7 protein-coding genes are annotated in these 3,902 nt (G+C 66.1%); 2 read left to right on the forward strand and 5 right to left on the reverse strand.

The window, feature by feature from the left end; all coding sequences use genetic code 11:
- The 4 genes from E1261_RS43720 to E1261_RS43735 form a co-directional block, all read right to left on the reverse strand.
- Positions 1-748 (reverse strand): phosphotransferase family protein (locus tag E1261_RS43720; protein ID WP_165952859.1); only part of this gene is annotated, 748 nt, incomplete at its 3' end.
- Positions 749-753: 5 nt separating this feature from the next.
- Positions 754-1,605: a transglutaminase-like domain-containing protein gene (locus E1261_RS43725; RefSeq protein ID WP_132416113.1), complete on the reverse strand. Its 852-nt coding sequence runs from the start codon at positions 1,603-1,605 to the stop codon at positions 754-756.
- Positions 1,606-1,648: 43 nt separating this feature from the next.
- Positions 1,649-2,206, reverse strand: a complete 558-nt coding sequence (locus E1261_RS43730) for a DUF305 domain-containing protein (protein ID WP_132416115.1) — start codon at positions 2,204-2,206, stop codon at positions 1,649-1,651.
- A gap of 55 nt (positions 2,207-2,261) precedes the next feature.
- The gene (locus E1261_RS43735; RefSeq protein WP_132416117.1) at positions 2,262-2,648 is read right to left on the reverse strand and encodes a DUF6153 family protein; all 387 of its coding nucleotides are present in this window, start codon (positions 2,646-2,648) and stop codon (positions 2,262-2,264) included.
- Positions 2,649-2,714: 66 nt separating this feature from the next.
- Here E1261_RS43735 and E1261_RS43740 point away from each other — a divergent pair, with 66 nt between their 5' ends.
- Together E1261_RS43740 and E1261_RS43745 are read left to right on the forward strand one after the other, a co-directional pair.
- Positions 2,715-3,044, forward strand: coding sequence for an ArsR/SmtB family transcription factor (locus E1261_RS43740; RefSeq protein WP_132416119.1), 330 nt, complete (start codon positions 2,715-2,717; stop codon positions 3,042-3,044).
- Positions 3,045-3,046: 2 nt separating this feature from the next.
- Entirely contained in the window at positions 3,047-3,484 is a 438-nt protein-coding gene (locus tag E1261_RS43745; RefSeq protein WP_132416121.1) for an SRPBCC family protein, read from the forward strand.
- Positions 3,485-3,655: 171 nt separating this feature from the next.
- On the opposite strand, the gene E1261_RS43750 is transcribed toward E1261_RS43745, so the two are convergent.
- Positions 3,656-3,902: ArsR/SmtB family transcription factor (locus E1261_RS43750; RefSeq protein ID WP_132416123.1), on the reverse strand; the 247-nt coding region annotated here is incomplete at its 5' end.

Below are 3,902 nucleotides of genomic sequence, written 5' to 3' on the forward strand. Positions count from 1 at the left end.
GTTGGGCGGGGCGGGGGTCGTCGGCAGGGCCGCCGCCGACGAGGCGGGCGAGGTCGTAGAGGGGATCTCCGACCAAGGCACTGCCCCAATCCACAAGTGCGGTCACGCGGCCGTTCGATGGATCGACGTAGATTTCGCGGTCGCCGAGATCAGCGTGCAGTAGTGCGGCAGGCGCATGGTCGAGGTTCGCGGCGAACTGGTGTGACAGGCGCCTGGCTCGCTCGGCGAAGGTGGCAGTGACGTCGTTTCGCTGGGTCAGCTTGACGAGGGCTTCTTCCAGGACCTGCTGTTGCCACTGCGACCAACTGTCGAGCGTTGCCCGGGAACCGTCGGGCGCGATCTGCCCACGTCCGGGCAGCGTGGTCTCATGGAGTCGCGTGTATTGCTCGGCGAGGTCGGCGAGAGTCCGGGGGATCGTTGGGGCGGCCAGGCCGGAGTCTTCGAGGGTTTGCCCATCGGCGGCTCGGGTGATCATCCACCGGCCGCCGGGCAGCTGGTCGTCCGTTCCCGTTGCGAGCACATCCACTACCCGAACGCCGGCGGTCTGCGCGCGGTGGATGACGGCGGCTTCGGTGTGGACGTTCTGGTTCGCACCTGCCTTGATGAAGGCCGTCAGACCGTCCCGGGTGATGAGCTTCACCACGACGGTCGGCCCCCAGGTCCGTTGCGGTTCCAGGGCAACGAACTCGCGCCCGAGCGCTTGGGCTGCAACGGCGACGGCACGGTGGTGAGCAGGCGACAGGTCCACCCCAGTCACCGTACGAGGTCGACGGTGACCGGCGGATCGCCGTACGGCGAAAGCTGGATGACTGTCGAGCCCGGGCGGAGCTTCGGGTCGGTCTGGAACCGACGCTCGAGGTGATCCTCGGCCGACGCATCTCCGGCGTCGGCGGCGAGTAGGAGTCGCGCGAGTTCGTCGGCGTCGGAATCCGTGATCCCGTTGCCGATTTCGTCCCACAGGAGGGCTTCGTGGCCGTGCCGGTGCAGGAACTCCATAACGACGTACATCCGGATGAAGCCCGGACCGGACAGCTCCGAGCCCGGGGCTACGCCGTACCGCGAAGGGTCGAGGCGGCCGGCACGGTAGCCCGTCCAGACTTCGGCGGCGGTCTCGAAAGGTGCTCCGGCGCCCGTCGGCAAGTCGCGGATGTCGAATGGACGAGTGCCAGGTTGGAGTTCGGGGTCGAACCGCTGCCACCGGGTGCCGTTCCACCATTCGGCGACGACATGATCGCCGCAGAAGTCCGGGGCGACGTTGAAGCCGACTCGGGTGCGTGCCGGGATTCCCTGCTCGCGTAGCGCGGCGACGGCGAGCAGGGCGTGGTCCCGGCAACAGCCTGCAACCCGGTCGGCAGGCGGTCGTGGATGTAGCAGCGGGGCGGAATGCCGCGCCTGGTCAAGGTCGAGAAGCACTGAGATCCAGCGCAGGTTGATCTCGTCGCGACGGTCGTCGCGGAGGAGGTGTTCCTCGGCTCGATAGTGCAGCACGAGATTGTTGACAACCGTGCAGATCTCCTCGATCCCGGACAGGTCACGGAGCAGTTGGCCGTGCCTGCCCGGGTCAGAGAAGGCAGAGTGTCGCGCTCGTCGGTCTGATGTGTTCATCCGACGATCCTGCCTGGATTTCTAGTTGGATTTCAGGCAATTACTACCTGGGGAGCTTGGCCAGCAACTCTTGCAGGGCTGCGATTTCACGAGTCTGGTCGGACTGGATCTTGCCGGCGAGGGCTACCGCTTCGGGGTACTTGCCGGTGGACTGTTCGGTCTTCGCCATCGTCACGGCGCCTTGGTGGTGGTCGATCATGAGCTGGGTCCACTGGCGGTCGAACTGGCGGCCCTTGGCGTTGCCGAGGGCGGACATCTCGTCTTCGGTCATCATGCCGGGCATTTCGTGAGCACTGTGGCCGCCGTGGTCCGGTGTGGGGACAGGCTTGCCCCACGTCGTGAGCCAGGTGGAGAGGGTCTTGATCTCAGGGTCCTGGGCGGCCTTGATGGCGGTGGCGAACTTCTTCACCTCGGGATTGGTGGCCGTGTAGCCGGCCATGTCGGCCATCTGCACGGCTTGCTGGTGGTGCGGGATCATCTGGGTCGCGAAGGTGACATCGGCGTCGTTGAAGTCGGGGGCGGCCGCTTTGTCATCGCTACCGCAGGCGGTCAGGGTGCCCAGGAGCAACAGGGCAGAGGTGATCCAGAGACGGTGTCGCATGGGTTGAGTCCTTGTCGTTCTCGTAGCTGCAGACGGGCTGGAGGCAGGGCTCGGCCTAGGTCCGCAGTACGCAGAGTTTCGACAGACTCGGTTGCCGCCACGGGGGCGACGGTTCGGCGAGGATCACGGGAACGACGACACCGGTCGGCGGTATCGGGTGCGCCGGCGCGAAGCTTCGCCGTACCAGCGTCACCACGAGGGCGATCAGCAACGCCGTCAGCACCGCCAGGCACACCTCACCCATCGTGTGCAGATGCCCATCCTCCACGGGCTCCACAGCTGGCGTGTCACTGGCGACCATCGAGTGCGCGGCCGGCGTGTGCTCGGCCATCGCTGGGTTGTGATTGCCGGTGAGGGCGTGCATGGCGAAGACACCGGCGAGCAGCAGTACGGCGACCAGGAGCCGCGCGGGCCCTCGTCGTACCGCCTGCCGTGTCGTCATACCGCACAGCCTAAATGGTTAAGCAACTACTTGACTTTCGCGAGGGTCAGGCCAATAGTTAAGTACATGCCTAACCAATCCGGGATCGACGCGGTCGGACGCGTTTTTCATGCGCTCGCCGATCCGTCCCGCCGCGCGATCGTCGAGCGGCTCGTCCGCGGACCGGCGGCGGTGAAGGAGCTGGCGGAGCCGTTGGCGATGTCGCTGCCAGCAGTGATGCAGCACCTGAAGGTGCTGGAGGACGCGGGCGTCATCGTCAGCGAGAAGCACGGCCGAGTCCGCAGCTGCCGACTCGAACCGCAGACCCTGCGCACCGCAGAACGCTGGCTGTCCGGCCAACGCACCGAAGGGGAACGGCAACTCGACCAGCTGGACGACTACCTGAAGGGAACCTGACCATGTCCGTCACCCACTCGACCTTCACCCTCGAACGCCACTACCCCGTCCCGGTCGACCAGGTGTTCACCGCCTGGGCCACCCCCGACGCCCGCAAACGCTGGATGGCCCAGGGCGCCGAGCACTCCCAGGACTTCACCGTCGGCGGCCACGAGACCGCCAAAGGATTCGACGGCGAAGGACGTCCACTGACCTACGAGGCCCGGTACGTCGACATCGTGCCGAACGAACGCATCCTCACCACGTCAACGCTGAGCACCGGCGACGTACTGTCGACCACCTCGGTCACCAGCATCGAGTTCCAGCCGGACGGAGACGGAACCCTCCTCACCCTCACCGAACACGGCATGTACCTCCCCGGCCAGGAAAAGCCGGAATGGCGCGAAGCCGGCACCGCCCAACAACTAGACACCCTCGCCACCGAATTCAAGCGTCAGTAACCGGCGGCTCCCACCCAACCTGCTGCGCCCACTCGGACTCACCTCTCTAGGCGTACATAAGAACTGTTGGTAGGCGGCAGTGGAAGGCGTCGCATGCTGGGTGGCGGTGCCGATGGCGTGGATCGTGTGACCTAGTAACAGTCCGTCTGTACGCCTCCGGCCACGCGCGGGCTATCTGAGGATGAGGGTTAGGAGGTGGGGGCCTAGGGATTGGAGGGTGGCTTCGTTGAGGTGGTAGGTGACGAAGCGGCCTTGGCGTTCGGCGGTTACGAGGTTGGCTCTGGTGAGGGCTTTGAGGTGGCGGGTCACCTGGGTGGGGTGGAGGTTCCAGAGGGCGGCTATTTCGCCGGCGGTGCGGGCTTCGCTGGCTACGGCTCGGCAGACCTGGAGGCGGTCGGGGGCGGCTAGGGCTTCCAGG

The sequence above is a fragment of the Kribbella albertanoniae genome (genome assembly GCF_004348455.1).
Taxonomy (GTDB): Bacteria; Actinomycetota; Actinomycetes; order Propionibacteriales; family Kribbellaceae; genus Kribbella; species Kribbella albertanoniae.

What these genes read in the sequence shown, in the direction of transcription:
- E1261_RS43725 (WP_132416113.1), bottom strand. Translation starts at nt 1,605, where the DNA reads ATGAACACATCAGACCGACGAGCGCGACACTCTGCCTTCTCTGACCCG.
- E1261_RS43730 (WP_132416115.1), bottom strand. Translation starts at nt 2,206, where the DNA reads ATGCGACACCGTCTCTGGATCACCTCTGCCCTGTTGCTCCTGGGCACC.
- E1261_RS43735 (WP_132416117.1), bottom strand. Translation starts at nt 2,648, where the DNA reads ATGACGACACGGCAGGCGGTACGACGAGGGCCCGCGCGGCTCCTGGTC.
- E1261_RS43740 (WP_132416119.1), top strand. Translation starts at nt 2,715, where the DNA reads ATGCCTAACCAATCCGGGATCGACGCGGTCGGACGCGTTTTTCATGCG.
- E1261_RS43745 (WP_132416121.1), top strand. Translation starts at nt 3,047, where the DNA reads ATGTCCGTCACCCACTCGACCTTCACCCTCGAACGCCACTACCCCGTC.